The organism is Plesiomonas sp. ISS29 (genome assembly GCF_056522795.1).
On sequence record NZ_JAWRZQ010000001.1, the window covers coordinates 247,425 to 274,337 of the forward strand.

A 26,913-nucleotide genomic window follows, 5' to 3' on the forward strand; every position below is an offset into this window, starting at 1 on the left:
GCGCGTAATACCCAATTTATTGCCCATACGCTGGAGTCTCCCGCATGCAGATCCTGATTATCGGTAACGGTGGCCGTGAACATGCACTGGCATGGAAAGCCGTACAATCCCCGCTTGTTACCCGCGTATTTGTCGCCCCCGGCAATGCCGGCACCGCCCTCGAACCGGGCGTAGAAAACGTCGCTATCTCCGCCACCGACATTCACGCACTGGCCGAGTTTGCAAAGCAACAGCAAATTGCACTCACCATCGTCGGCCCCGAAGCCCCGCTGGTGAAAGGCGTAGTAGATCACTTCCGCGCCCACGATCTTCCTATTTTTGGCCCAACACAAGCTGCCGCACAGCTTGAAGGCTCGAAAGCCTTCACCAAAGACTTTTTGGCTCGCCATCAGATCCCAACTGCCGAATACCAAAACTTCACTGAATTAGCCCCAGCGCTAGCCTACATCCGTGAAAAAGGTGCGCCAATTGTCATCAAAGCCGACGGGCTGGCTGCCGGTAAAGGGGTTATTGTGGCCATGACACTGGCCGAAGCCGAAGCCGCCGCGCAAGATATGCTGGCCGGCAATGCCTTTGGCGATGCCGGACACCGCATCGTGGTCGAAGAGTTTTTAGATGGTGAAGAGGCCAGCTTTATTGTCATGGTCGATGGCCAGCATGTGTTGCCGATGGCCACTAGCCAAGATCATAAACGTATCGGGGATAACGACTCCGGCCCGAATACCGGCGGAATGGGGGCGTACTCACCGGCACCCGTGGTCACTGATGCCATTCATCAGCGCGTCATGGAAGAGGTTATTTGGCCAACCGTACGCGGCATGGCCGCAGAAGGTAACATCTACACCGGTTTTCTGTATGCCGGACTGATGATCATGGCTGATGGCACGCCGAAAGTGATTGAGTACAACTGCCGTTTTGGTGATCCAGAAACACAACCCATTATGATGCGCCTGCAATCTGATCTGGTCGCACTCTGTCTGGCTGCCGTCAACGGGAAACTCGATCAATGCCACTCTGAATGGGATCCCCGTCCGGCTCTCGGCGTAGTACTAGCAGCCGGTGGCTATCCGAATGATTACCGTCAGGGCGATGTGATCAGCGGCCTATCTGCCCCCCACTCGGCTGACAGTAAAGTCTTTCATGCTGGCACCACCCTAGACCAAAGCCGCCAACCGGCAACCGTACACACCCAAGGTGGGCGCGTACTCTGTGTTACTGCACTTGGCCACAGCGTCGCGCAGGCACAACAGCTTGCTTATCAGCATGTTCAGCACATTAGCTGGCCGGATATGTACTGCCGTAATGACATCGGCTACCGAGCCATTGCCCGTGAACAAAAGAGCTAGTCTGCAAAAAGTGGCTGTTGAAAATGATACAATAAAAAATCATGTTTTTAGATCGTATCAGCATATGGTTTTATCGCTGTAACAAAAAAAACGTTAACGTAAACGTAAACATTGTCATATTTAAACACCGTGGTCACCGAGTAATCTCCGCTTACCACACACCACAGATTGATGACATCAGATAAAAATCACCCAGTGATACCGGAATAACAACCGGTATCACTTCTTTCCTGAGAACGCACCAGATAACTCCAGTCTACATCGCTAAATTACAACAAGCTTAAAATAACGCTTACGTTAACGTAATGCTTGAAAACAGCCTAATCCATGCCATTATTTTTCAACAAAAGCTTCGTTACTCTGAAATAGAATGCACATATAAATCAAGTTACTGTGTGATGCGAAGCGATTTTCACATCATGAACAGAAGTGCGTTATTCACAAGGAGCTGAAAAATATGAGTACGGAAATTTTTAAAACTTTTGCAGACCAAGCACAGAACTTTTATGCACCGGTATACAAATACAACCAACTGTTCACCAGCAGCCTAGAGCAAATCAACAAGCTGCAACTGTCTGCAGCAAAAACTTACTCAGAGCTGAGCCTTGAGCAGATCAAAGCGGTTAGCGATATCAAAGATCCACAATCTCTGGTTGCGTTTGGCAACAAACAACTGGAAATGGTCAACAAACTCTCTAAACAAATGCTCGACGACACCCAAAAGCTGACCTCAATGAGCGAAGGCTTCAAAAAAGAGCTGGAAACCCTGAGCAAAGATAACTTGGCTAACTTGCAAGTTAACAACGCAAAATAAACCGGCAACTCGACACGCCTGCGGGCGTGTCATTCTTTGATGATGGTGTTACAGGGAGAAAGCCATGGCTTCTGCAAATCAGTTCAACGACGCGCTGGATGCGCTGGCTGATCTGAACCGTAAGCTGGTTGAGCTGTACCTGTCGCGTTCTACGGCTCAAGGCCCGCTCAATCAGGTATTGATGCAGACCAACATGAACGATGCAAATCGCTTCTTTGAGCACGCACTTGAACAGCCTAACTCGCTTTTAGAGCAGCAAATCAAGTGGTGGCAGCAACAACTTCAACTTTCACAACATGCCGTATTGCGCATGTTCGGTCAGCCAAGTGAACCTGTGATTACTCCCGATCGGAGTGATCGCCGCTTTACCTCCGAAGAGTGGCAGCAAAACGTGATGTTTGATTACCTCAAACAGTCCTACCTGCTGACCACAAAAAATGTTCTCGATAGCATCAACCAGCTTGAAACGCTTGATGAAGAGACCCGCAAGCGGCTTGAGTTTTTCACTCGCCAATACTTGTCTGCGGCCTCACCGAGCAACTATTTACTGAGCAATCCTGAGCTATTAAAAGCCACAATCGACGATAACGGCCAAAATCTGGTCAAAGGGATGACCCTGTTCGTTGAGGATATGGAAAAAAGCGCAGACACACTCAATATCCGTATGACGGATCAAAACTCATTCCGGCCGGGCGAAAATATTGCCGTGACTCCGGGTAAAGTTATTTTCCGCAACGCCCTGTTTGAGCTGATTCAATACACCCCAACCACCAGCGAAGTTCTGCAAAGACCGCTGCTGATTGTGCCGCCATTTATCAATAAATACTATATTCTGGATCTGCAAGCCCAGAACTCATTTGTACGCTGGGCCGTTGCACAAGGCCACACCGTATTTATGATGTCATGGGTCAACGCCACACCAGAACATAACCAGATTAACTTTGAAGATTACGTCGTCGATGGCGTGCTAGCAGCGCTTGATGCCATTGAAATCGCTACCGGTGAAAAAGAGGTCAACGGGATAGGTTACTGTATCGGCGGAACGCTGCTCAGTATCACCATGGCCTATCTGGCAACCCGCCGGATGAAGCAACGGATTCGAACCGGTACACTGTTCACCACACTGCTTGATTTTGCTAAACCGGGTGATATCGGCGTGTTCATCAATGAAGAGTCTGTCTCTGCATTGGAAACACAGAACAAAATCAAAGGCTATATGGATGGCCGCCAAATTGCTGCCTCATTTAGTCTGCTGCGTGAAAATTCCCTGTACTGGAACTACTTCGTCGACAATTACCTGAAAGGTAAAAGTCCGATGGCCTTTGATCTTCTGTACTGGAATTGCGATAGCACTAACGTTCCGGGCGCTTGCCACAGCTTCCTGCTGCGCGAATGCTACCTTGAGAACAAACTGATCACCCCAGGTGGCATCTCCATTCGTGGTACTGCCATTGACCTGAGTAAGATCAAACTGCCGCTGTATTTCCTTTCTGCTGCCGAAGATCATATCGCCTTGTGGGATGCGACCTACGATGGCGCAAAAACTATCGGCAAAGATAATAACCACGTGACCTTTGTACTGGGCGAATCCGGCCATATTGCCGGCGTTGTCAATCCGCCGGAAAAAGGGAAATATGGTTATTGGGTCAACAGTGATACCAGCTTCTTCCCAACCGAACATCAGGCATGGCTCAATGCCGCCGAGCATCACAAAGGCTCATGGTGGACACACTGGCAGCAGTGGATTGTCAGCCATATTCCTGAAGGCTCAAAATCGGTTGCCGCCCGTGAACCTGTCGCGCGCGATAACCAACCGCTGCTTGGAGATGCACCGGGTGAATACGTAAAAGTACGTATCAGTGATATTGACACACTCTGGAAAGAGGTTATCAACCCGACGCCTGCCGACATTGACGCAGCTTAACCCATTGCAATGGCGAACACGCTTTGCGTTGTAAGTTAGATTAGCGTTGCAAACAGTAAAAAAAACGGGGTGTCACACGACACCCCGTTTTTTATTACTGCGGTAAGACATTACTTTACTGAATCTTTCAGCGCTTTACCGGCAACAAACGCAGGCACATTAGCTTCTGCGATTTGGATCTCTTTACCCGTTTGCGGGTTACGGCCTGTACGCGCAGCACGGTGGTTCACTTTAAACGTACCGAAACCGACCAGCTGCACCGGATCACCCTCTTTTAGTGATTCAGTGATTGCAGTCAGCGTAGATTCCAATGCTGCTTTTGCCTGTACTTTAGACAGATCCGCTTTCTCTGCAATAGCATCGATCAGTTGAGTCTTGTTCATAGGTTGTCCTTACGTTTTATTTATCACGTTATGAGTAGTCATACAGGTTTATTTAACCCATCCTGATTACTTCGTTATGACAAGGCAGACAATATGCTCACCTTATCAACACTCTCTCGCCCCAGTATCCATTGGGCTGATGCAAATCCACCCAACTGTAGAACAATTCCACACAGATAGGGAAGCTACAAACCTGAAATCCGGCGGTAAATCACGCTTCTCGCGTACCGCCCACAACTTCCAGACCAATATTACTGGTTCCGGCTTCACGCAAATCAGCACGCAGCCCTTTAATCAGCTCGATATCGCGCTCTTCGCACTCAAGCAGCAGACGATAAATCTCCCACTGCACATCCAGCTCGGTCTGAATACTTGGCAGCTCTTTTAGCTCATCTTCCGACATGTCACGATCGGCATCATTCATCGCTAACATCGCCACGGTATTGATTGAAATCTGGCTAATGCTCAACGTGAACTCCAGCTCATCACCGCTCAACGCCGAGTGCAATAAATCACTCAGTGCCACACAAGCATCAATCGCCGGATATACACCGTACATATCAAAATCGTCAGCGGCAGGGATCTGCTCTTCAAACTTCTCTAACTGATTCTCAAAGTTAATCTTCGCACCTTTGACTGTCAGCACTTCCCATGACAAGTCTAAAATCGTGCGATACAGTTGAGGCTGACCAAATCCGGTTGCCAGCGAGAAGGCTTGATAGTTGGGATACATCCGCTCACACAGGCATACCATAAAAGTCTGTAGCTGCCATGGTGCAAATCGTTCTAATCGTTTATGAATTGGATTACGTAACATACCCATACCTCTTGCTGCGTCTGCCGTGGAGTGTAACTGATCTTAGGGAATAACCGATAGGCATATGCGGAGATCACCCCGCAGATTGCTCTGATTTCCAGCAATTTAGGTGATCTGCCGCATCCGATTGCTTAAAGCCTGTACAGGGTGTCACAACGGTATCCCGTTCTGCTTACCCCGTTTAGCGGTGATAAGCAGCAGACAGCTCATGTACCGCTTCAACAAACACACCCGCATGCTCCGGATTAACATCAGGATGAATGCCGTGGCCTAAGTTGAATACGTGGCCGTTACCCTGCCCATACCCCTGTAAGATGGTCGCAACCTCTTCACGGATGCGTGCCGCTGGCGCATATAGCATAGATGGGTCCATGTTGCCTTGCAGCGCAACACGCTGGCCGATCCGTGCACGGGCGTCGGCAATATCGGTTGTCCAATCAATGCCCACGGCATCACAACCGGTATCGGCAATCGCTTCCAACCACTGGCCACCGCCTTTGGTAAAGAGCGTTACCGGAACACGGCGGCCTTCATTTTCACGAATCAAGCCATCCACAATTTTATGCATATACTGTAACGAGAAGTCGCGATAATCACGGCCGGTCAGCGCACCGCCCCAGGTATCAAACACCATTACCGATTGTGCACCCGCTCGGATCTGGGCATTGAGATAACTGATCACACTGTCGGCCAGCTTATCCAGCAGCAAATGCAGTGTCTGCGGCTCGGCATACATCATCTTCTTAATTTTGGTAAATGCCTTACTGCTGCCACCTTCGACCATGTAAGTCGCCAGTGTCCACGGGCTGCCAGAGAAACCAATCAGCGGAACAGCCCCGGCCAAGCCTTTACGAATGGTGCGTACCGCATCCATCACATACCCAAGTTCCATTTCCGGATCAGGGATCCCTATCTTCTCAACATCTGCCCGACAACGAATGGGATGATGAAAACGTGGGCCTTCACCGGTTTCAAAATGCAGGCCTAAGCCCATCGCATCGGGAATGGTCAGAATATCAGAGAACAAAATCGCCGCATCCAGCGCAAAACGGCGTAGCGGTTGCAAAGTCACCTCGCACGCCAGCTCAGGATTTTTGCACAGTGACATAAAATCACCGGCCTCGGCACGGGTTGCACGATACTCAGGAAGATAACGTCCGGCCTGACGCATCATCCATACCGGTGTTACATCTACCGGCTGACGCAGCAGCGCGCGTAAATAGCGATCATTTTTTAACTCGGTCATGCAGTGATCCTCGGTTCATCCGCCAAGTAGAAGTGCCCGATTGTACCACCTCCCCCAACAGGAACGATTCCCTCATAAGGTTTAATCTTGTGCCGATCCCAGCTCTACAGCGTGATCCGCTGCACATAATAATAACGTTTGATCGATCAGCTCACGGGCCACGGTACCGGCTGGCGGTAATAGCGGCAACTGTTCAGCACTAAACCAGTTCGCATCAACCAGCTCGGTAGTATCAATACACAGTTCACCTTCAGCATAATCAGCAAGAAATGCCATCATCAGTGAATTGGGAAACGGCCATGGCTGTGACTTCACATAACGGATATTACAAATGGCAATACCCGCCTCTTCACGCACCTCCCGTTCAACCGCCTGCTCAAGTGTCTCACCAGCCTCTACAAAACCGGCCAATACCGTGTACATATTGCCCTGATGGCGCGGGTGCTGTGCCAATAAAATCTGCCGGTCTTTGCGCACCGCCATAATGACACAAGGCGCAATCACCGGATAATCGCACTGCTGACAGCCCGTGCAGCGCACCGACCACTCACCGGCGGGTTTGCGCATTGGCTGACCACACTGGCCGCAAAAACGGTGTGTACGCAAAAAATGTGTCAGTTGTACCGCTCGCCCGGCCAGTTGAAACAGTTCAACGGGGCTATCTAGTAGGCTACGTACCGAATGCCACTGCGCATCGGGTTTCTCTATCCCGATCACCAGCCAAACTGGGCTCTCCTGCCACGTACCCAGCCGGTAGTGCTGACCAGAGAGTAATCCTAAATCCTCTGCCATACCGTGCGGGATCTGCCCCTCAGGCAGCCACAACTGGCCGTTAAAACAGAGCATCCACCAACTTGCTACCCTACTTGGCTCGTTTTTTCGTTCATCGCACATAAATTGTTCTATTGCACTCCTTGCAGCTACGCAAATTTACTGGCATCTTTTATAACAAGCCTGTCACAATTTCACATTAGACAGGTAAACGTACCACCTTAATGTATCTGCGGAGACAGACCATGCTCACCCCTCTAGAGAGCCACCCTGCGCCCGTCAGGGTTAATGCAAAAATTATTGACCTGTGGCTGGCAGAACGCAAAGCCTTATTGATTGATTACTGCCGTCTTGCCGGTCTACCGCCTTTTCAGCACGAAAAGCAGTGTCTGCCGACTGCAGAATCTGTCTCGTTATTTTGCGCGCGTTTAATCGATTATCTCTCTGCCGGGCACTTTGAGATCTACGATCACATCATCTCAGAAGCCGAAACCTTACCACATAGCAATATCAGTCAGTTACACAGTAAAATTCACCCGTTGCTGAATGAAAATACCCAGCACATCCTTCATTTTAATGATCAATATGCCGAAATCAGTGAGGATGAAGAGAGCTTGTTGGATATCGATCAACATCTTTCTACACTGGGCGAGCAGCTCGAAGCCCGTTTTGCACTCGAAGATAAGCTGATTAAAAGTGTGGTACTCAGTACTGGGCAAAGTTTTTAACAGCACTTTTTGCTGTAAAATTAATGCATTGATTTTAAAGCAATAATAATTAAAAAATGATAATAAATTGGAAGATAACGAGCAGGATATCGGCATGATGGCAGGAAAAGGGATGCCTGAGTGGCAAAAAGCAGAAATTTTTTTACTGGTTGGATTTTCAAGTTACATATAAAAAGGGCATCTCGAAAGATGCCCTTTTTGTTACTGCAATGTTTATCACCGCAATACTGACCAGATTGCTGGCCACAGTGAATCTATTCGGTATGAATTGCCGTATCAGCCTCTTGGCCCATACGGCAATTCATCAGCAATGATTACTCTTCGCTGCTACCGAAAGCACTCAGCAGACCGGCCAAATTAGCCGATGCTTCTTCTGCGCTCACTTGTGGTGCAACCGGTGCATCACCTTTCTGGCGACGACGGGTACGATCTTGATGGTACGCATAACCGGTACCCGCTGGGATCAGACGACCGACGATCACGTTCTCTTTCAGACCGCGCAACTCATCACGCTTACCTGCTACTGCCGCTTCGGTCAGTACGCGGGTAGTTTCCTGGAAGGAAGCCGCAGAGATGAATGACTCAGTTGCCAGAGAAGCCTTGGTGATACCCAACAGCTCGCGCTCAAACGTTACCGGCTCTTTGCCTTGCGCTTCACGCTCACGGTTAGTGATCTTCACGCGGGCAACTTCAGCCTGCTCACCTTCCAAGAATTCGGAATCGTAAGCCTGAGAAATTGTACCCTTACGCAGCATCTGACGGATGATAACTTCGATATGCTTATCGTTAATCTTAACGCCTTGCAGACGGTAAACGTCTTGCACTTCGTTAACGATATAGTTAGTCACCGCATGCACGCCACGCAGACGCAAGATATCGTGTGGCGTTTCTGGACCATCGGAGATCACATCGCCACGCTGTACCAATTCGCCTTCAAATACGTTCAGTTGACGCCACTTAGGAATCATCTCTTCGTAGTGATCAGCACCATCAATCGGTGTAATTACCAGACGACGCTTACCTTTGGTCTCTTTACCGAAGGAAACGATACCGGTAATTTCCGCCAGAATCGCAGGCTCTTTCGGCTTACGCGCTTCGAACAAGTCAGCAACGCGTGGCAGACCACCGGTGATATCTTTAGTACCGCCAGACTCTTGTGGAATACGTGCTAACGCATCACCCGTACCGACCTGAGTACCATCGTCCAACTGAACGATAGCTTTACCCGGCAGGAAGTACTGCGCAGGCATATCAGTGCCAGGAACCAGAATGTCGTTACCGTTCGCATCAACCAGCTTCAGCGCAGGACGCAAGTCTTTACCACCGGCTGTACGCTCTGCAGCGTCCAGAACTACGATGGAAGACAGACCGGTCAGCTCATCGGTCTGACGAGTTACTGTCAGGCCATCAAGCATATCAACAAACTTGATGTAACCGCCCACTTCGGTAATAACCGGCATGGTATGCGGATCCCAGTTTGCGACGGTCTCACCCGCGTTCACATCCATGCCGTCACCTTTAGCCATAGTTGCACCGTAAGGTACTTTATAGCTCTCTTTGGTGCGACCGAACTCGTCGATCACGGTCATTTCAGTGTTACGTGAAGTGATAACCAGCTTCTTATCTGCATTGATAACGAATTTCGCGTTATGCAGCTTCAGGCTACCCTTGTTCTTCACTTGGATGCTGTTCTCGGCTGCCGCACGCGATGCCGCACCACCGATGTGGAACGTACGCATGGTCAGCTGAGTACCTGGCTCACCGATGGACTGTGCAGCGATAACACCGACAGCTTCACCTTTGTTGATCAGGTGTCCACGTGCCAGATCACGGCCGTAGCAGTTCGCACACACACCGAAATCGGTGTTACAGGTAACCACTGAACGAACCAGAATCGTATCAACCGATTTCTCTTCGATCAGATCACAGAGCTTCTCATCCAGCAGTGTATTACGCGGGATTAGGATATCTGCAGTACCTGGCGTCAGAATGTCTTCAGCCGCAACTCGGCCCAACACGCGCTCACGCAGTGGTTCTTTAACATCACCACCTTCGATCAGCGGCGTCATGATCACGCCTTCTAGCGTGCCACAGTCATCTTCGGTGATCACCAAATCTTGCGCTACGTCTACCAGACGACGAGTCAGGTAACCGGAGTTCGCTGTCTTCAGTGCGGTATCCGCCAGACCTTTACGCGCACCGTGTGTAGAGATGAAGTACTGGAGTACGTTCAGGCCTTCACGGAAGTTCGCGGTGATCGGGGTTTCGATGATCGAGCCATCAGGCTTGGCCATCAGACCACGCATACCGGCCAGCTGACGCATCTGCGCAGCAGAACCACGCGCACCGGAGTCGGCCATCATAAATACGCTGTTGAAGGAAGACTGCTTCTCTTCTTCGCCGTTACGATTAATCACGGTTTCAGTTGAGAGGTTTTCCATCATGGCTTTCGATACTTTATCGTTCGCCACAGCCCAGATATCGATAACTTTGTTGTAACGCTCGCCTGCGGTTACCAGACCAGACTGGAACTGCTCTTGAATGTCAGCAACTTCAGATTCTGCATCGGCCAGGATCTTCGCTTTCGCTTCCGGGATAACCATGTCGTCAATACCGACAGAGACACCCGAGCGGGCTGCATATGCAAAACCGGTGTACATGATCTGGTCAGCAAACACTACGGTCGCTTTCAGGCCCAGCACACGGTAGCAAGTGTTCAGCATGCGAGAGATCGCTTTTTTACCCAGCGCTTGGTTAACGATAGAGTAAGGCAGACCTTTCGGTACGATCATCCACAAAATAGCACGGCCAACCGTGGTATCGATCAGGCGAGTAGACACCTCGATCTCACCAGTATCGGTTTTCACATGCTCGGTGATACGCACTTTAACGCGTGCATGCAATTCTGCCTGACCTGAGCGATACAGACGTTCCGCTTCTTTCGGGCCAGTCAGCACCATGCCTTCGCCTTGGGCATTGATCTTGTCGCGGGTCATGTAGTACAGACCCAATACCACGTCCTGAGAAGGCACGATGATTGGCTCACCGGATGCCGGAGACAGGATGTTGTTGGTTGACATCATCAACGCACGCGCTTCCAACTGCGCTTCAAGCGTCAGTGGAACGTGAACCGCCATCTGGTCACCATCGAAGTCGGCGTTATAAGCCGCACACACCAGTGGGTGCAACTGCAGCGCTTTACCTTCGATCAGTACAGGTTCAAAAGCCTGAATACCCAGACGGTGCAACGTTGGTGCACGGTTCAGCAGGATTGGATGTTCACGGATGACTTCATCGAGAATATCCCAAACCACTGCTTCTTCGCGCTCTACCATTTTCTTGGCAGCTTTGATCGTTGTAGCCAGACCACGTGCTTCGAGTTTGCCGTAGATGAATGGCTTGAACAGCTCAAGACCCATTTTCTTCGGCAGACCGCACTGGTGCAGACGCAGGTATGGACCTACGGTGATTACAGAACGACCAGAGTAGTCAACACGCTTACCGAGCAGGTTCTGACGGAAACGACCCTGCTTACCTTTGATCATATCGGCCAAAGATTTCAGTGGGCGCTTGTTAGAACCGGTGATCGCACGACCGCGACGGCCGTTATCCAGCAATGCATCAACCGCTTCTTGCAACATACGCTTTTCGTTACGTACGATGATATCCGGCGCAGCCAGATCCAACAGACGCTTCAAACGGTTGTTACGGTTGATCACACGGCGGTACAGATCGTTCAGGTCAGACGTTGCAAAACGGCCACCATCAAGCGGTACCAACGGACGTAGATCTGGCGGCAGAACTGGCAGAACGGTCAGGATCATCCACTCAGGCTTGTTACCTGACTGAATAAAGGCTTCGAGTAGCTTGATGCGCTTAGTGATCTTTTTACGTTTTGTTTCTGAGTTAGTAACACCCAGCTCTTCACGCAACTGCTCACACTCAACCGGAAGATCCATCGCGCGCAGCAGTGCTTGCACCGCTTCAGCACCCATTTTGGCGTCAAATTCATCACCAAACTCTTCCAGTGCATCTAAATACTGCTCTTCAGTCAGCATTTGACCACGGTCAAGGTTGGTCATACCGCCTTCAACAACCACATAGGATTCGAAGTACAGTACACGCTCAATATCACGCAACGGCATATCTAATAATAGACCGATACGGGATGGCAGCGATTTTAGGAACCAGATATGCGCAGTTGGGCAAGCCAGTTCGATGTGGCCCATACGGTCACGACGAACTTTAGTCTGGGTCACTTCGACGCCACACTTCTCACAAATCACGCCACGATGCTTCAGGCGCTTGTACTTGCCACACAGACACTCGTAATCCTTCACTGGGCCAAAGATACGCGCACAGAATAAACCGTCGCGCTCTGGCTTGAAGGTACGGTAGTTAATGGTTTCCGGCTTTTTCACTTCGCCGAAAGACCAAGAACGGATCATGTCTGGAGACGCAAGACCGATTTTGATGGCATCAAACTCTTCGGTCTTAGTTTGCGCTTTCAGAAACTTTAGTAAGTCTTTCACGGATTGGCTCCCGTCGGAGTTAAACCAGTGGAGCGTGGCGGCGCCACGCTCCTATTTCCTGCTGCGATCTAATGTGAACCGCTATCGATAAGAAAACTATTCGTCTTCTAGTTCGATATTGATACCCAGAGAGCGGATCTCTTTCAACAATACGTTGAACGACTCTGGCATACCCGGTTCCATACGATGATCGCCATCCACGATGTTCTTATACATCTTGGTACGGCCATTCACGTCATCAGACTTAACAGTGAGCATTTCTTGCAGTGTATACGCAGCACCGTATGCTTCTAGCGCCCACACTTCCATCTCACCGAAACGCTGACCACCGAACTGCGCCTTACCACCCAGCGGCTGCTGAGTAACCAAGCTGTACGAACCGGTAGAACGCGCATGCATTTTGTCATCGACTAAGTGGTTCAGTTTCAGCATATACATGTAACCGACGGTTACTGAACGCTCAAACTTCTCCCCTGTACGGCCATCAAACAGTGTGATTTGACCAGAGCGTGGTAAACCACCTAACTCCAGCAAGTCTTTAATTTCAGACTCTTTCGCACCGTCAAATACCGGGGTCGCCAATGGCATACCTTTGCGCAGGTTCTCAGCTAAACGCAATACTTCGTCGTCGCTGAAGGTGTTCATATCGACTTTCTGACGGACATCACTGCCCAGATCGTACGCTTTTTGGATGAATTCACGCAGCTTAGCAACTTCTTGCTGCTGCTTGATCATCGCGTTGATCTTCTCACCAATGCCCTTCGCGGCCATGCCCAGATGCGTTTCCAGAATCTGACCAATGTTCATACGCGATGGAACACCCAGTGGGTTCAGTACGATATCAACCGGCACACCGTGTTCATCGTGTGGCATGTCTTCGATAGGGTTAATCTTAGAGATAACACCCTTGTTACCGTGACGGCCCGCCATCTTATCACCCGGTTGAATCTGACGTTTAACAGCCAGATAAACCTTCACGATCTTCAGCACACCTGGTGCCAAATCATCGCCTTGGGTGATCTTACGACGCTTGCCTTCCAGCTTCTTCTCGAACTCTGCCTTCAGCTCATCGTATTGCTCGCTCAGCTGCTCCAGCTGATGCTGCTTGTCTTCGTCATCCAGAGCCAGATCCAGCCACTTGTCGCGAGACAATTTAGCCAGTTTCTCAGCTTCCAGACCACCGCCAACCAGCAGATCGTGGATACGCGCAAACAAACCTGCTTCGAGGATTTTCAGCTCTTCAGTCAGGTCTTTTTTAACCTGCTTAAGCTGCATCTCTTCGATTTCTAATGCACGCTTGTCTTTATCTACACCATCACGGGTGAAGACTTGAACATCGATAATAGTACCGGATGTTCCGTTTGGTACGCGCAGCGAGGAGTCTTTAACATCCGACGCTTTTTCACCAAAGATTGCACGCAACAGCTTCTCTTCTGGTGTCAGTTGAGTTTCACCTTTTGGTGTTACTTTACCGACCAGAATGTCACCGCCTTTGACTTCAGCACCGATATACACGATACCGGACTCATCGAGCTTAGACAGCGCTGCTTCACCCACGTTAGGGATGTCTGCGGTGATCTCTTCAGATCCTAATTTTGTATCACGCGCTACACATGCCAATTCTTGGATGTGAATCGTAGTGAAACGGTCTTCTTGAACAACACGCTCGGAAACCAAGATGGAGTCTTCGAAGTTGTAACCGTTCCATGGCATAAATGCCACGCGCATATTCTGACCCAGTGCCAGTTCGCCTAAATCAGTAGACGGACCATCAGCCAATACATCACCGCGGTTCACCGGCTCGCCCAGCGCCACACATGGGATCTGGTTGATACAGGTGTTCTGGTTAGAACGGGTGTACTTGGTCAGGTTGTAGATATCAATGCCTGCTTCACCCGGGATGGTCTCGTCTTCGTTAACTTTGATAACGATACGAGAAGCATCAGCGTACTGAATCAGACCGCCACGCTTAGCCACTACGGTAACACCGGAGTCAACGGCAACAGCGCGTTCCATACCTGTACCAACCAGCGGCTTATCAGCACGCAAAGTAGGTACGGCTTGACGTTGCATGTTCGCACCCATCAGGGCGCGGTTAGCATCATCGTGCTCAAGGAATGGGATCAGTGACGCACCGACAGAAACAACCTGTTGGGTTGAAACGTCCATGTAGTCAACTTGATCTTTGCTGAACAAGCTAGATTCGCCTTTACTACGGCAAGTAACCAGTTCTTCTTCAAAACGGCCGTCTTCATCCAGGTTTGAGTTAGCCTGAGCGATAACGTAATTACCCTCTTCAATTGCAGAGAGGTAATGAATTTCGTCGGTCACTACACCATCTTTTACGCGACGGTACGGAGTCTCAAGGAAACCATACTCGTTAGTCTGTGCGTAAACAGACAGGGAGTTAATCAGACCGATGTTTGGACCTTCCGGCGTTTCGATTGGACATACGCGACCATAATGAGTCGGGTGTACGTCTCGCACTTCGAAGCCTGCACGTTCACGTGTCAGACCGCCCGGGCCCAGTGCAGAAATACGACGCTTATGCGTGATCTCTGACAACGGGTTGTTCTGATCCATAAACTGAGACAGCTGAGAAGAGCCAAAGAACTCTTTCACTGCCGCAGAAATTGGTTTGGCGTTAATCAGATCCTGTGGCATCAGGGTATCAAGATCGCCTAAAGACAGACGCTCTTTCACCGCACGCTCAACACGGACTAAACCAACACGGAATTGGTTCTCAGCCATTTCACCGACAGAACGGATACGACGGTTGCCCAGGTGATCGATATCATCGACTTCACCTTTACCGTTACGAATATCAATGAGTTTTTTCATCACTTCAATGATATCGTCGTTGCTCAGTGTACCGGCACCTTCGATCTCGTCACGTAGCAGAGAACGGTTAAACTTCATCCGGCCTACCGCAGACAAGTCATAGCGGTCAGCAGAGAAGAACAGGTTCTCGAACAACGCTTCGGCAGCATCACGTGTTGGCGGCTCACCAGGGCGCATCATGCGGTAGATTTCAACCAGCGCACTCAGACGATCTGTAGTGGAATCAACACGTAATGTCTCAGACATGTACGGACCGTGGTCTAGATCATTGGTGAACAGAACCTCGATACGCTTGTGTCCGCCTTGGCTCAGTTTAGCCAAAGTTTCCAGTGACAACTCCATGTTCGCGCCGCAAATCAGCTCGCCCGTAGAGGTATCAACATAATCTTTTGCAGAGACTTTACCGACAATGTACTCAATAGGTACATCGATACAGGTAATCTCATCTTTTTCTAGCTGACGAATATGGCGAGCCGTAATACGGCGGCCTTTTTCGATATAAACCTTGCCATTCGCTTCGATGTCGAAGGTCGCAGTTTCACCACGCAGACGCTCTGGAACCAGAGTCATCTCTAACTTACCGTGACGAACTTCAAATACGATCTTCTCAAAGAACAGATCAAGGATCTGCTCAGTCGTGTAGCGCAGCGCACGTAAAATAATGGTGGCTGGCAGTTTACGACGACGGTCAATACGAACAAACAAGTTGTCTTTCGGGTCAAACTCGAAATCCAACCAAGAACCACGGTAAGGAATGATACGTGCGTTATACAGCACCTTACCTGAGGAGTGGGTTTTACCCTTATCGCTGTCAAAGAACACACCCGGGCTACGATGCAGCTGGGATACGATAACTCGCTCGGTACCGTTAATAACGAAAGTACCGTTCTCGGTCATGAGCGGAATTTCGCCCATGTAAACTTCTTGCTCTTTGATGTCTTTTACTGTGCCTTCTGGCGCGTCTTTTTCATACAGCGTCATGCGCAGTTTAACACGCAGAGGTGCAGAATAAGTTACGCCGCGGATTTGGCACTCTTTCACATCAAAGACAGGCTCACCGAGACGATAGCTAACGTATTGCAGCTCTGAATTGCCGCTGTAGCTCTGAATCGGGAAAACGGAACGGAACGCCGCTTCCAGACCGTACTGCCCTTCCGGATCTTGCTCGATAAACTTTTGAAACGAGTCAAGCTGGATAGAGAGTAAGTAAGGCACGTCCAACACTTGGGGACGTTTGCCAAAATCCTTACGAATGCGTTTTTTCTCGGTATAGGAGTAAACCATAGGGTTCCTCAGCTCGCTGAATAGTCGACCCATTCTGTCCGTCCTGCTAGGACAGTTCGTGCAACACTATTTTTTTGTGACCGAAGGGCGATTGACCCTTCGCAATACCTGTTTCTATCACGCTTAAATCATTTCATTGTGCTTTACACAGAGCAGCGACTCTGGCGCAGTATATTAAGTCGTCAATAGAAAAAATATTGAGGATCACTTATGGCCAAACAGTGTGAAACACCACAAGCATCCTTTACAGCGCAAAAAGGCTGGTGACTAAAAAGTCACCAGCCATTAGCCTTTGCAAATCAGGCTACGAACTGGAAAGTCCGATTACTTGATTTCAACAGAAGCGCCAGCTGCTTCCAGATCAGCTTTCAGAGCGTCAGCTTCTGCTTTGCTGATACCTTCTTTCAGGTTAGCTGGTGCAGATTCTACCAGGTCTTTAGCTTCTTTCAGGCCCAGACCAGTTGCGCTACGTACTGCTTTGATTACAGCAACTTTGTTTGCGCCGATAGCAGACAGAACTACGTCGAATTCAGTCTTCTCTTCAGCAGCTTCAGCTGGACCTGCAGCAACAGCTACAGCTGCAGCAGCAGAAACGCCGAACTTCTCTTCCATAGCAGAGATCAGTTCAACAACTTCCATTACAGACATTGCTGCAACTGCATCAATGATTTGGTCTTTAGTGATAGACATAACAATTATTTCCTAAAATAAGAAGATGGTTATCTTGCAAACGAAAAGCGAAAGAGGGTGCTATTAAGCAGCTTCTTTTGCATCGCGAATAGCCGCGATAGTGCGAACCAGTTTGCCTGCAGAGGCTTCTTTCATGGTCGCCATCAAGCGTGCAATCGCTTCGTCGTAAGTTGGCAGAGTTGCCAAACGGTCAATGTTGTCCGCTTGAATGAACTCGCCTTCAAAGGCTGCGCCTTTAACTTCGAATTTGGCATTATCTTTAGCAAATGCTTTGAACAGACGAGCTGCAGCGCCCGGATGTTCGTTAGAGAATGCAACCAAAGTTGGACCAACAAACGCATCAGCCATACACTCATAAGAGGTACCAGCTACAGCACGACGCAGCAGAGTGTTACGTACTACACGTACGTACACACCAGCTTCACGGCTGATTTTGCGCAGTTCAGTCATTTTTGCTACAGAAACGCCACGTGCATCAGCGATTACTGCAGACAGCGCACCTTTGGCCACTTCGTTGACTTCAGCAACAATCGCTTGTTTGTCTTGAAGATTCAGTGCCATTGGCTTTTGCTCCTGGATTAGCCGAGCATAATTGCTCGGAACTCACACCACCCAAATACTCGGGCGTAATACACGGCGAGCAGAATCCAGTCAGAAAAAATTCTTTCGGTTCTGTCACCGTCTACGCAGGTTGATCAGATTAAGTGCTTTTCAGCACACCTGCGGTCTTGGACGGAGGCTTGGAAAAGGCCAAGCTCCAACCATAATCAAAGGCGTCAAATTGTATAGAAATCCAACGCCCTTGTAAAGCAGTGCTATTTATTAAACAGCAGCGCTCAGGGTATTCTGATCAAGAGCTACGCCTGCACCCATAGTGGTGGAGATGCTAACTTTCTTGATGAATACGCCTTTTGCAGAAGAAGGCTTCGCTTTCTTCAGTGCAACCAGCAGAGCTTCCAAGTTTTCTTTCAGTTGCTCAGTGGTGAAGTCTACCTTACCGATAGTAGAATGGATGATACCATTCTTGTCGTTACGGTAACGAACCTGACCTGCTTTAGCGTTGTTCACAGCTTCAGCAACGTTCGGGGTTACAGTACCCACTTTCGGGTTAGGCATCAGACCACGTGGGCCCAGGATTTGGCCCAGTTGACCTACAACGCGCATTGCATCAGGAGATGCGATAACTACGTCGAAGTTCATTTCGCCTTTTTTGATCTGGTCAGCCAGATCTTCCATACCTACCAGGTCTGCACCGGCTGCTTTAGCGGCTTCTGCGTTTGCACCTTGGGTGAACACAGCAACGCGAACAGTACGGCCAGTACCGTGTGGCAGTACAGTAGCGCCACGAACGTTTTGGTCTGATTTACGAGCGTCGATACCCAGATTTACTGCAACATCAACACTTTCTACAAATTTAGCAGTTGCCAGCTCTTTCAGTAGAGCAACGGCTTCGTTGATTTCGTACTGTTTAGTAGCATCAACTTTGTCACGGATCACGCGCATGCGCTTGGTCAGCTTAGCCATTGTCTTAGTCCTCTACAACCAGGCCCATGGAACGTGCAGTACCTTCAATGGAGCGCATCATCGCTTCCACATCAGCACCAGTCATGTCCGCCGCTTTAGTTTCGGCGATTTCGCGAACTTGAGCACGTGCAACTTTACCGCACTTCTCTTTGTTCGGCTTGCCAGAACCTGACTTGATACCAGCCGCTTTCTTCAGCAGAACTGCTGCTGGAGGCGTTTTGGTAACGAAAGTGAAAGAACGGTCAGCGTAAACAGTGATAACCACTGGAATCGGCAGGCCTTTTTCCATGCTCTCAGTGCGAGCATTGAATGCCTTACAGAATTCCATGATGTTAACACCTTGTTGACCCAGTGCTGGACCAACTGGTGGAGATGGGTTAGCCATACCCGCTGCAACTTGCAGCTTAACGTAGGCTTGTACTTTCTTAGCCATTAATATTTCCTCAGTTTGGGTTCGAGCGCCTCAGAATTAAGGCTCCCCGATAACAAAAAGGCGCGAAATTGTAGGTCAATTTCACGCCTTTTACAAGCATCAGATTAAAATATGATCACGCTTTTTCAACTTGGCTGAAGTCTAATTCAACCGGTGTTGCACGACCAAAAATAGATACTGATACTTTTAAGCGGCTCTTTTCATAATCCACTTCTTCGACCACACCGTTGAAGTCAGCAAATGGACCATCGCTAACGCGAACCATTTCACCCGGTTCAAACAAGGTTTTCGGACGTGGCTTATCACCCACTTGTTGCAGGCGATTCAAAATGGCATCAGCTTCTTTATCACTGATAGGCGCTGGGCGATCGGATGTACCACCGATGAAACCCATAACGCGTGGGATGCTACGCACTAAGTGCCAGCTTGCATCATCCATCACCATTTGTACTAATACATAGCCAGGGAAGAATTTACGCTCGCTTTTGCGGCGTTGTCCACCACGCATTTCAACGACTTCTTCAGTAGGTACGAGTACCTCACCGAACAGCTCTTCCATGTTATGCAGCTTGATATGCTCACGCAGCGATTGGGCTACGCGGCCCTCAAAACCAGAAAACGCTTGTACAACGTACCAACGTTTTTTAGGAGCTTCAGTCATGTTAGAACCTCAAGCCTGTAATAAATGACACTACGTTGACCAGAATGGTATCTAGCCCCCACAGTGCTAATGACATAACGACAGTAACAGCAGCCACAATCAGGGTTGTATGCAAGGTCTCTTGGCGGGTTGGCCACACGACTTTACGGACTTCCATACGGGATTCGCGGGCGAATTCCAAGAATGTCTTACCCTGGCGAGTAAATGCAGCAATACCCAACGCCGCCGCCACCATCAAAATAATCACCAAAGCGCGGAGCACGACGGCAACATCATTAAACACAGCGTTACCGACTACGGCTGCTGCTAAGATGACAAAAATGCCAACCCATTTAACGATGTTCAAGCTGCTTCCGTTGCCTTGGGTTTCGGTATTCGCATTCATACAACCCACCTGTTACTCTCGAACGAATAGAAATAAATTTGATAGAAACAATTCAACCTCGCAATGCGAGGTCTACAGTAAGGCGTATATTACCCTATATACGCTTATCAACCGAGACTTATTGTAGTCCCTGATTGATAAGCGTAGAAAAAGGGCATCATAAAGATGCCCTTTTTCGGTCTTGAAGGTCAAGACTTAAGCGATGATTTTAGCAACCACGCCCGCACCTACTGTACGGCCACCTTCACGGATAGCGAAGCGCAAGCCTTCGTCCATCGCGATTGGGGCAATCAGGTTTACAACCATTTGAATGTTGTCACCTGGCATTACCATCTCTACGCCTTCTGGCAGTTCGATGGTACCGGTCACGTCAGTTGTACGGAAGTAGAACTGTGGACGGTAGCCTTTGAAGAATGGAGTGTGACGACCACCTTCTTCTTTAGACAGAATATAAACTTCTGCTACGAAGTTGGTGTGTGGCTTGATTGAGCCTGGCTTAGCCAGTACTTGACCACGCTCTACGTCATCACGCTTGGTACCACGCAGAAGAACACCTACGTTCTCACCTGCACGGCCTTCGTCAAGCAGCTTACGGAACATTTCAACGCCGGTACAAGTTGTTTTAGTGGTATCTTTGATACCTACGATTTCAACTTCTTCACCCACTTTAACGATACCGCGCTCTACACGACCGGTTACTACTGTACCACGGCCAGAGATTGAGAATACGTCTTCGATTGGCAGCAGGAATGGCTTGTCGATTGCACGCTCTGGTTGTGGAATGTAGCTGTCCAGATGCTCTGCCAGTTCAACAATTTTCGCTTCCCACTCTGCGTCGCCTTCCAGTGCTTTCAGCGCTGAACCACGAACAACTGGGGTGTCGTCACCTGGGAAATCGTACTGAGACAGAAGCTCACGCACTTCCATTTCTACCAGTTCCAGCAGCTCTTCGTCATCAACCATGTCACACTTGTTCAGGAACACGATGATGTAAGGAACGCCTACTTGACGACCCAGCAGGATGTGCTCACGAGTCTGTGGCATTGGGCCATCAGTTGCAGCAACAACCAGGATCGCGCCGTCCATCTGAGCAGCACCGGTGATCATGTTCTTAACGTAGTCGGCGTGACCTGGGCAGTCAACGTGTGCGTAATGACGGCTTGGAGTGTCATACTCTACGTGAGAAGTGTTGATGGTGATACCACGAGCTTTTTCTTCTGGTGCGTTATCGATTTGATCGAATGCACGAGCTTGGCCACCGTATACTTTTGACAGTACGGTAGTGATTGCTGCAGTTAGGGTAGTTTTACCGTGGTCAACGTGGCCGATAGTACCAACGTTAACGTGCGGTTTAGTACGTTCGAATTTCTCTTTAGACATTGAATAGTCCCTCTAGACGCGGTTATCGGTGGTAATAGTTACCACATCAACCAAGCATGGCTTGTTGAATATAGAACAACGTTAGAATGGGATAGAAGAATTCAGGAAAGATGGTGCTGATACCCAGAGTCGAACTGGGGACCTCACCCTTACCAAGGGTGCGCTCTACCAACTGAGCCATATCAGCACATTGGAGCGGGCAGCGGGAGTCGAACCCGCGTCATCAGCTTGGAAGGCTGAGGTAATAGCCATTATACGATGCCCGCATCCTGAAACTCGGCTACCACATTCTGGTAATTTGGTGGAGGGAGAAGGATTCGAACCTTCGAAGGCTGAGCCGTCAGATTTACAGTCTGATCCCTTTGGCCGCTCGGGAATCCCTCCGGATTCTTTGTTATGGTGCCGACTACCGGAATCGAACTGGTGACCTACTGATTACAAGTCAGTTGCTCTACCTACTGAGCTAAGTCGGCGTACCACAAGTGCTGCGCATTTTATGGGTACTTGAGAGGTGATGCAACTGTTTTATCGCAAAAAAATCCACAAAATGGTTCAACTGCGTAGATTTTGTTCAGGGAATGTGTCTATTACGTTCTATACTATCGCCTTTGCCACAGGCACTATCTGTATTGTTCTCTTTTTTAGCGGTTAAATACGTTTGTTTAACCCCGGATTTGGCTATGACACAAAATCAAAACATTGCTACACCTTTCGTTTCCTTTGATCGACAAGCATGGGCAAATCTCCGTGATTCGATTCCGTTGACCTTAACGGAGTCTGACTTATCACGTTTAAAAGGGATTAATGACGAGCTTTCACTCGATGAGATTGTGGATATTTATTTGCCTCTCTCGCGTTTGCTAAATTTTTATATTCGTTCAAATCTGCGCCGGCAATCAGTGTTAGATCAGTTTTTAGGGCGAGAACGCCAGCGTATACCGTATGTGATAGGTATTGCAGGCAGTGTTGCAGTAGGAAAAAGTACTACGGCTCGGATTTTACAAGCGCTGTTAACCCGCTGGCCAGAGCACCGCAATGTAGAGTTGGTAACAACCGATGGTTTTTTGCATCCTAATAAAGTGCTTAATGAGCGCGATATCATGAAGAAAAAAGGGTTTCCTGAATCTTATGATATGAAAAGTCTGGTGCAATTTATCTCTGAAATTAAATCAGGCAAGCCGAATGTAGCAGCGCCGGTCTACTCACATTTAATTTACGATATTATGCCGGACACCAAAAAAGTGGTTGAACAGCCGGATATATTGTTACTTGAAGGTTTAAACGTGCTGCAAAGTGGGATGGATTACCCACATGATCCGCACCGTGTTTTTGTGTCTGATTTTGTTGATTTCTCTATTTATGTTGATGCGGATACAGCACTCTTAAAAAGCTGGTATATCGAGCGTTTTCTGAAATTCCGCCAAGGTGCATTTTCAAACCCTGACTCCTACTTTCACCATTATGCGCAGCTTCCTGAAACGGATGCGGTAGGCATTGCCAATCAAATTTGGGATGAAATTAACGGTCTGAACTTAGAGCAGAATATTTTGCCGACCAAAGAACGCGCCAGTCTGATTTTAACGAAGGGACCAGCTCATGCCATTGAGCGGGTGTCATTGCGTAAGTGAGCGGGTGTACTTGCATAAGTTGAGTCTATAAGTCGATGGCAAGGGCGCGGTGTAGAGATAAAACTCACCGCTTCCCTGAGTATGTTTTATGTTTTTATTTTGCGTGCGCTTGTAGCCACGGAGCTACGGCAGATAAAAAGTAGCGCCCGCAATGCCGCCCGACCCAGTAGTCGTGATCAAGCTCATTTTGCTTGCTGCCCAGAGTTTTACTGGCTAGGTTGTGTGGCGGATAGATCTCAATAATCCGTAAATTATCCGGCGGATTGAGTAAAAAGTGTTGGGCTTGCTGATAGCTCTGCTCATGGTGTTCGACCATTTTCGCCATATGGTTAAACTTGCTGTGTGACAGCCACTGACTAAACCGGCTGAGCCATTCAGAGGTGTAGTAAGGCTCAGAAGGAACAGTTCGGATCACCACCACGACATCGGCACCACGCCGATAAGCCTCTTCCACCGGTATTGCCGCGCTGACACCGCCATCCCAGTAACGCTCTCCGGCTACATCAACACCATTTCGGTATAAGCCCGGAATGGCGGATGAGGCTTTCATGCTGGCATGCCAGCTATCTGCATGCGCAGGAAAGTAGACCGGTTTGAAGTTGTCATAGCGTGAGGCGCACATCAGAAATTCACGGTTATGCAGGCGCTTTTCTGCACGTTCTAACGCTAATGGGTAGACCTGTGAAACGGAATCCATCAGCCAATCTAAGTTAAGCATGTGCCCGCCGGAGGCAAAGCTCATCGGGCTGAAAAAGCGTTTTTGGGTGGTAAAGCGGGTGATAACATTTCGTGCATAGCCGGTTTGGTTGAGGACGTAGGCGGATGCATTTTGTGCGCCTGCAGAAGTGCCCAGAATCAGACCAAACGGGTAGTATTCATCCCCTAAAAACTCATCTAATACGCCGGCGGTAAAGATGCCGCGCTGACCGCCGCCTTCACACACCAGTGCAAGTTTGTTATAGCGGATGGGATGGGCAATCGACAAAGGCTCAATTCGACCCAAGCTTAACGGCAGACGCTTACCCATAAACAGACCTTCAGACATCAATAAAACGTATCATAGAGTAAGTGAAGTGTAACCGCGAAACGAGAATTCGGTTCATTTCACTTACATCTAATTAGTAAGAATGCGTTTAATGGGTAAGAATAGTTTTCCACGGAAGTGCGGGATCACCCACGCTGATGAAATTCGGGTTTTCCAGCGTTTCACGCAGGTTGTAGCTCAGTGGCTGCAGATAGGTATCTGACAGATGACCACCAGCTTCATGCAAAATACACTGGGTTGCACCAGTATCCCACTCACCGGTAGGCCCTAAGCGCAGGTAACAATCAGCGATACCTTCGGCCACCATACAGCTTTTTAGTGAGCTTGAGCCATGTGGTAGCAGGGTGTAGTGCCAGTCCGAGTTGAGCTGTTCAGCCAGCATAGCTTCCGACTGACGGCGACTGACGGCAATGGTGATCTGCTTTGTCTGCACATCAACTTTACGGGTCTGTAAACGGGTAGTGACTCCGGTGGTATCACGTTTAAAAGCACCACCGCCATGGGTTGCGTAATAGCTGACTTTGCTGATAGGCGCATAAACGACACCAAGCACCGGCTGATTCTGTTCAATCAGGGCTATCATGGTGGTAAATTCACCGCTACCGTAGATAAACTCTTGTGTGCCATCAAGCGGGTCAACCAACCAGTAACGTGACCACTGGCTGCGGATGCTCAGCGGAATATCGCACTCCTCTTCAGAGAGTACGGGGATATCCGGCGTGAGTGCGCGCAGGCGTTCACTGATCAGGGCATGAGCGGCCAAGTCAGCGCTGGTTACCGGCGTATGATCTGATTTTATCTGCTGCTTAAAGTTGCCTTGTTGATAGATATCAGCAATCAACTGACCGGCCTCTTGGGCTATCGCCAATACCGGCGATAACAGCGCCTCAGGTGTCATGGAGTTCTCCGCTTAAGGTTGAGATGCCTGTTCGGCATGGTGTGCGGTCTGGTTATTCAGCCAATCACGTACCATAAACAGTGCTGTCATGGCCCGTGCTTCATTAAATTCAGGCAGTGCTAGCAGTGCGTCAATATCACTTAACGGCCAGCGAATGAGCGTGAGCGGTTCTGGCTCATCGCCTTCGAGCTTGCAGGGGTAGAGATCACGCGCCAACAGCAGTGTCATCCGGCTTGAGAAGTACGCCGGTGACATCATGACCGATTTTAAGACGGTCAGCTGATGAGCACCAAAACCGGCTTCCTCCATCAGTTCACGGTTGGCGGCAGCTAACACGCTCTCTCCGCGATCAACCAGCCCTTTGGGGAATCCGAGTTCATAACCCTCTACACCGACGGCATACTCGCTGATCAGCAGCAAGTCATTATCGATAATCGGGACAATCATCACCGATTCTCGCTGACTAGGGTGCATCCGCTCGTACACGCGCTCAACGCCGTTGCTAAAGCGTAAGTTTACCGATTCAATATGAAACAGGCGTGAACGAGCTGCGGTGGTTACCGAGAGTATGGTGGGTTTATGCAAAATTTTATCCATAGTGCGCCCTGTATTACCCCTGTGCTGATCATGTCGCGGCCCCTGCGACTACGCTAATATGACTCTGCTGATATTATCTTGTGATAGTACTGCTGAGAATGCCGTTTGACCATGTTAACGGCAGAATATGTATACAACGGGCTTTGTGAAGATATATGCCATTTGCATAAATAGCGGTATTCACACCACCCGCTGAACGGCCGAAAAGCTATAGTGACAAGAGCACACTACCACGGCTGTTTGAGTTGTAACGGGTAATTCCCTTGTGCATCCGGTGAGCCAAGCAGTGCAAGCCCTTGTTGGAGCATCGGGGCAAGGTCAGCTTTCGGTTGCAGTGAGCCTTGCAGATCCCAACCTGCGGTGGTCAGATTGGCTTTCGCATCAACCACAAATTGCGGCGATTGGGCTTTCAGGATCGCATGCAAGGTTTGTGGCTTCGGGCAGGAGAGGATTGCTCCCGCCGGTTTGGCTGTAAGCTCATTGCCCATCAACGTTGCACTGGCCTGATTCCATACCACAACGGCTTGCAGCTGTTCGCACCCTGCGGATGTGAACTGTGCTTCGGTGAGGTTCAAATCTATACGGCCACTTAATATCATCGGCAGTATCGGTACAAAGGTATTAACGCTGTTGGCCGGCAAGCTAACCCGCCACTCACGCAGTAGCCAGCCTGACCAAGTGCGGCGCACTTCACCATGACCTGCGATATGCAATTCACTGTTTTGGCCGAGTTTGAGTTCAACGGCCGGTTGCAGTTGCAGCAATGCCAGCCAATTAATCCGCCAACTGACTTCGCCTAAATCCCACTGTTGATAGCGTGTTTGAGCAGCACTGCCTTGCCACCAGTAACCGTTAAGGGTACCCAGTTTAAGCTCTGGTTGGATAACCGCCAGCAGCGGGCGCATCAGGTAAGCCGGAGCGTGCACCATCGCACTGATGCCCACCACGCCGGCCAATAACAGGGTACTTTTCCACACAGTTCGCAT

General features: G+C 49.4%; 22 protein-coding genes and 4 tRNA genes. 5 read left to right on the forward strand and 21 right to left on the reverse strand.

What is annotated here, in order from left to right; all coding sequences use genetic code 11:
* The first annotated feature begins 44 nt into the window (after nt 1–44).
* The 3 genes from purD to phaC all read left to right on the forward strand — a co-directional run bounded on the left by purD (nt 45) and on the right by phaC (nt 4,084).
* Nucleotides 45–1,346, forward strand: a complete 1,302-nt coding sequence (gene purD, locus AC1HDJ_RS01070) for a phosphoribosylamine--glycine ligase (RefSeq protein ID WP_479536545.1) — start codon at nt 45–47, stop codon at nt 1,344–1,346.
* 457 nt (nt 1,347–1,803) lie between these two features.
* Entirely contained in the window at nt 1,804–2,160 is a 357-nt protein-coding gene (locus AC1HDJ_RS01075; protein WP_479536547.1) for a phasin family protein, read from the forward strand.
* Nucleotides 2,161–2,224: 64 nt separating this feature from the next.
* Nucleotides 2,225–4,084 carry a class I poly(R)-hydroxyalkanoic acid synthase gene (phaC, locus tag AC1HDJ_RS01080; RefSeq protein WP_479536549.1) on the forward strand — a complete coding sequence of 620 codons (1,860 nt, stop codon included), beginning with the start codon at nt 2,225–2,227 and terminating at the stop codon, nt 4,082–4,084.
* Nucleotides 4,085–4,194: 110 nt separating this feature from the next.
* On the opposite strand, the gene hupA is transcribed toward phaC, so the two are convergent.
* From hupA to nudC, 4 genes are all read right to left on the reverse strand, one after another.
* Nucleotides 4,195–4,467, reverse strand: a complete 273-nt coding sequence (gene hupA, locus AC1HDJ_RS01085) for a nucleoid-associated protein HU-alpha (RefSeq protein ID WP_438622190.1) — start codon at nt 4,465–4,467, stop codon at nt 4,195–4,197.
* 211 nt (nt 4,468–4,678) lie between these two features.
* Nucleotides 4,679–5,284, reverse strand: coding sequence for a YjaG family protein (locus tag AC1HDJ_RS01090; RefSeq protein WP_479536552.1), 606 nt, complete (start codon nt 5,282–5,284; stop codon nt 4,679–4,681).
* Nucleotides 5,285–5,465: 181 nt separating this feature from the next.
* Complete coding sequence (gene hemE, locus AC1HDJ_RS01095) at nt 5,466–6,530, reverse strand: uroporphyrinogen decarboxylase (protein ID WP_479536554.1); 1,065 nt, start codon at nt 6,528–6,530, stop codon at nt 5,466–5,468.
* 81 nt (nt 6,531–6,611) lie between these two features.
* Nucleotides 6,612–7,424, reverse strand: coding sequence for an NAD(+) diphosphatase (gene nudC, locus AC1HDJ_RS01100; RefSeq protein WP_479536556.1), 813 nt, complete (start codon nt 7,422–7,424; stop codon nt 6,612–6,614).
* A gap of 122 nt (nt 7,425–7,546) precedes the next feature.
* Between nudC and rsd the strand changes: the two genes are divergently transcribed.
* Nucleotides 7,547–8,029 (forward strand): sigma D regulator, encoded by a 483-nt coding sequence (gene rsd / locus AC1HDJ_RS01105; RefSeq protein ID WP_479536558.1) that lies wholly within the window; start codon nt 7,547–7,549, stop codon nt 8,027–8,029.
* A gap of 314 nt (nt 8,030–8,343) precedes the next feature.
* Here rsd and rpoC read toward each other — a convergent pair whose 3' ends face one another.
* From rpoC to AC1HDJ_RS01170, 13 genes are all read right to left on the reverse strand, one after another.
* Nucleotides 8,344–12,561, reverse strand: coding sequence for a DNA-directed RNA polymerase subunit beta' (gene rpoC, locus AC1HDJ_RS01110; protein ID WP_479536560.1), 4,218 nt, complete (start codon nt 12,559–12,561; stop codon nt 8,344–8,346).
* Nucleotides 12,562–12,657: 96 nt separating this feature from the next.
* Nucleotides 12,658–16,686: a DNA-directed RNA polymerase subunit beta gene (gene rpoB / locus AC1HDJ_RS01115; protein ID WP_438622196.1), complete on the reverse strand. Its 4,029-nt coding sequence runs from the start codon at nt 16,684–16,686 to the stop codon at nt 12,658–12,660.
* Nucleotides 16,687–17,010: 324 nt separating this feature from the next.
* Complete coding sequence (gene rplL / locus AC1HDJ_RS01120) at nt 17,011–17,376, reverse strand: 50S ribosomal protein L7/L12 (RefSeq protein WP_438622197.1); 366 nt, start codon at nt 17,374–17,376, stop codon at nt 17,011–17,013.
* 63 nt (nt 17,377–17,439) lie between these two features.
* On the reverse strand, nt 17,440–17,937 hold the full coding sequence (rplJ, locus tag AC1HDJ_RS01125; protein ID WP_438622198.1) for a 50S ribosomal protein L10: 498 nt from the start codon (nt 17,935–17,937) through the stop codon (nt 17,440–17,442).
* A gap of 261 nt (nt 17,938–18,198) precedes the next feature.
* The gene (gene rplA, locus AC1HDJ_RS01130; protein WP_438622199.1) at nt 18,199–18,900 is read right to left on the reverse strand and encodes a 50S ribosomal protein L1; all 702 of its coding nucleotides are present in this window, start codon (nt 18,898–18,900) and stop codon (nt 18,199–18,201) included.
* Nucleotides 18,901–18,904: 4 nt separating this feature from the next.
* Nucleotides 18,905–19,333 carry a 50S ribosomal protein L11 gene (gene rplK / locus AC1HDJ_RS01135; protein ID WP_438622200.1) on the reverse strand — a complete coding sequence of 143 codons (429 nt, stop codon included), beginning with the start codon at nt 19,331–19,333 and terminating at the stop codon, nt 18,905–18,907.
* 115 nt (nt 19,334–19,448) lie between these two features.
* Nucleotides 19,449–19,994, reverse strand: coding sequence for a transcription termination/antitermination protein NusG (nusG, locus tag AC1HDJ_RS01140; RefSeq protein WP_438622201.1), 546 nt, complete (start codon nt 19,992–19,994; stop codon nt 19,449–19,451).
* A 1-nt stretch (nt 19,995) separates the two neighbouring features.
* Nucleotides 19,996–20,379: a preprotein translocase subunit SecE gene (secE, locus tag AC1HDJ_RS01145; RefSeq protein WP_438622202.1), complete on the reverse strand. Its 384-nt coding sequence runs from the start codon at nt 20,377–20,379 to the stop codon at nt 19,996–19,998.
* Between the two features lie 195 nt (nt 20,380–20,574).
* The gene (tuf, locus tag AC1HDJ_RS01150; protein ID WP_479533502.1) at nt 20,575–21,759 is read right to left on the reverse strand and encodes an elongation factor Tu; all 1,185 of its coding nucleotides are present in this window, start codon (nt 21,757–21,759) and stop codon (nt 20,575–20,577) included.
* Between the two features lie 111 nt (nt 21,760–21,870).
* A tRNA-Thr gene (locus AC1HDJ_RS01155) sits at nt 21,871–21,946 on the reverse strand.
* A gap of 4 nt (nt 21,947–21,950) precedes the next feature.
* Nucleotides 21,951–22,025, reverse strand: a tRNA-Gly gene (locus AC1HDJ_RS01160).
* A gap of 33 nt (nt 22,026–22,058) precedes the next feature.
* Nucleotides 22,059–22,143: transfer RNA gene (locus AC1HDJ_RS01165), tRNA-Tyr, on the reverse strand.
* Nucleotides 22,144–22,156: 13 nt separating this feature from the next.
* Nucleotides 22,157–22,232 (reverse strand) — tRNA-Thr (locus AC1HDJ_RS01170).
* 207 nt (nt 22,233–22,439) lie between these two features.
* On the opposite strand from AC1HDJ_RS01170, the gene coaA reads away from it, so the two are divergent.
* Entirely contained in the window at nt 22,440–23,387 is a 948-nt protein-coding gene (coaA, locus tag AC1HDJ_RS01175) for a type I pantothenate kinase (RefSeq protein WP_479536565.1), read from the forward strand.
* Between the two features lie 94 nt (nt 23,388–23,481).
* On the opposite strand, the gene AC1HDJ_RS01180 is transcribed toward coaA, so the two are convergent.
* The 4 genes from AC1HDJ_RS01180 to AC1HDJ_RS01195 form a co-directional block, all read right to left on the reverse strand.
* Nucleotides 23,482–24,432, reverse strand: a complete 951-nt coding sequence (locus AC1HDJ_RS01180) for a patatin-like phospholipase family protein (protein ID WP_479536567.1) — start codon at nt 24,430–24,432, stop codon at nt 23,482–23,484.
* Nucleotides 24,433–24,520: 88 nt separating this feature from the next.
* On the reverse strand, nt 24,521–25,330 hold the full coding sequence (cysQ, locus tag AC1HDJ_RS01185; RefSeq protein WP_479536569.1) for a 3'(2'),5'-bisphosphate nucleotidase CysQ: 810 nt from the start codon (nt 25,328–25,330) through the stop codon (nt 24,521–24,523).
* A gap of 12 nt (nt 25,331–25,342) precedes the next feature.
* A complete protein-coding gene (nudE, locus tag AC1HDJ_RS01190; RefSeq protein WP_479536571.1) occupies nt 25,343–25,927 on the reverse strand; it encodes an ADP compounds hydrolase NudE in 585 nt (194 codons plus the stop codon).
* A 227-nt stretch (nt 25,928–26,154) separates the two neighbouring features.
* On the reverse strand, nt 26,155–26,913 hold the full coding sequence (locus AC1HDJ_RS01195) for a type II secretion system protein N (RefSeq protein WP_479536573.1): 759 nt from the start codon (nt 26,911–26,913) through the stop codon (nt 26,155–26,157).

What these genes read in the sequence shown, in the direction of transcription:
- purD (WP_479536545.1), top strand. Translation starts at nt 45, where the DNA reads ATGCAGATCCTGATTATCGGTAACGGTGGCCGTGAACATGCACTGGCA.
- AC1HDJ_RS01075 (WP_479536547.1), top strand. Translation starts at nt 1,804, where the DNA reads ATGAGTACGGAAATTTTTAAAACTTTTGCAGACCAAGCACAGAACTTT.
- phaC (WP_479536549.1), top strand. Translation starts at nt 2,225, where the DNA reads ATGGCTTCTGCAAATCAGTTCAACGACGCGCTGGATGCGCTGGCTGAT.
- hupA (WP_438622190.1), bottom strand. Translation starts at nt 4,467, where the DNA reads ATGAACAAGACTCAACTGATCGATGCTATTGCAGAGAAAGCGGATCTG.
- AC1HDJ_RS01090 (WP_479536552.1), bottom strand. Translation starts at nt 5,284, where the DNA reads ATGTTACGTAATCCAATTCATAAACGATTAGAACGATTTGCACCATGG.
- hemE (WP_479536554.1), bottom strand. Translation starts at nt 6,530, where the DNA reads ATGACCGAGTTAAAAAATGATCGCTATTTACGCGCGCTGCTGCGTCAG.
- nudC (WP_479536556.1), bottom strand. Translation starts at nt 7,424, where the DNA reads ATGTGCGATGAACGAAAAAACGAGCCAAGTAGGGTAGCAAGTTGGTGG.
- rsd (WP_479536558.1), top strand. Translation starts at nt 7,547, where the DNA reads ATGCTCACCCCTCTAGAGAGCCACCCTGCGCCCGTCAGGGTTAATGCA.
- rpoB (WP_438622196.1), bottom strand. Translation starts at nt 16,686, where the DNA reads ATGGTTTACTCCTATACCGAGAAAAAACGCATTCGTAAGGATTTTGGC.
- rplL (WP_438622197.1), bottom strand. Translation starts at nt 17,376, where the DNA reads ATGTCTATCACTAAAGACCAAATCATTGATGCAGTTGCAGCAATGTCT.
- rplJ (WP_438622198.1), bottom strand. Translation starts at nt 17,937, where the DNA reads ATGGCACTGAATCTTCAAGACAAACAAGCGATTGTTGCTGAAGTCAAC.
- rplA (WP_438622199.1), bottom strand. Translation starts at nt 18,900, where the DNA reads ATGGCTAAGCTGACCAAGCGCATGCGCGTGATCCGTGACAAAGTTGAT.
- rplK (WP_438622200.1), bottom strand. Translation starts at nt 19,333, where the DNA reads ATGGCTAAGAAAGTACAAGCCTACGTTAAGCTGCAAGTTGCAGCGGGT.
- nusG (WP_438622201.1), bottom strand. Translation starts at nt 19,994, where the DNA reads ATGACTGAAGCTCCTAAAAAACGTTGGTACGTTGTACAAGCGTTTTCT.
- secE (WP_438622202.1), bottom strand. Translation starts at nt 20,379, where the DNA reads ATGAATGCGAATACCGAAACCCAAGGCAACGGAAGCAGCTTGAACATC.
- tuf (WP_479533502.1), bottom strand. Translation starts at nt 21,759, where the DNA reads ATGTCTAAAGAGAAATTCGAACGTACTAAACCGCACGTTAACGTTGGT.
- coaA (WP_479536565.1), top strand. Translation starts at nt 22,440, where the DNA reads ATGACACAAAATCAAAACATTGCTACACCTTTCGTTTCCTTTGATCGA.
- AC1HDJ_RS01180 (WP_479536567.1), bottom strand. Translation starts at nt 24,432, where the DNA reads ATGTCTGAAGGTCTGTTTATGGGTAAGCGTCTGCCGTTAAGCTTGGGT.
- cysQ (WP_479536569.1), bottom strand. Translation starts at nt 25,330, where the DNA reads ATGACACCTGAGGCGCTGTTATCGCCGGTATTGGCGATAGCCCAAGAG.
- nudE (WP_479536571.1), bottom strand. Translation starts at nt 25,927, where the DNA reads ATGGATAAAATTTTGCATAAACCCACCATACTCTCGGTAACCACCGCA.
- AC1HDJ_RS01195 (WP_479536573.1), bottom strand. Translation starts at nt 26,913, where the DNA reads ATGCGAACTGTGTGGAAAAGTACCCTGTTATTGGCCGGCGTGGTGGGC.